Below are 603 nucleotides of genomic sequence, written 5' to 3' on the forward strand. Positions count from 1 at the left end.
CAGTGCAAATATCCATCCATATCGCATACGACTTCCCTATTCCGCTTTCTTTCTCAAAGTATAGGTCTTGGCGTATCGGGCGATACAAAAAAGGCTTTGATCTACACAAATCAAAGCCTTTAGGTTTATCGTTTGAGTGGTTGTATTAGTCGTCAGACTCAAACACCACATTGTAGTTTTCAGTATAAGTACAATTAGGTTGACGACTGCAGGTGAAAAATCGTCGTCCTTTAAATTCACCTTGGCTGGCGGTTTTGATGATCATCGGACTGCCGCATTTCTTACAAAAACGCACTTCTTTCTCAGGCTCGATCAAATCAATATGCGCTGCCAACAAGCGGCGTAAACGCCCCACTTGATAACTGTGTTTTACAGAAGTTCCGATCAGAGGCAAGTTGGCAGATTTACATACGTGCATCATCAACTTCTGACGCTCCACCTTACCTTTATTCAATTGCTGCCCGTTATCAAACTCGATAATCACGCGCGGTTCTAACGTTCTGGGATCACAAATTACGTAGTCGAAATAACTGCGCGAGATGCGATTATTGGCCACGAAAAACTGCTTTTTATTCTTGATGTCTTTCGGAGCAACCAAAGTAG

Annotated in this window: 1 protein-coding gene; it reads right to left on the minus strand. The window is 42.8% G+C overall.

Annotated elements, in window-relative coordinates; translation table 11 throughout:
- Positions 1-145 precede the first annotated feature (145 nt).
- The coding region (locus R7Z50_RS28980; RefSeq protein WP_318149944.1) for a DUF2726 domain-containing protein at positions 146-603 on the minus strand (458 nt) is incomplete at its 5' end.

This window comes from Vibrio sp. 1249-1, from assembly GCF_033340495.1.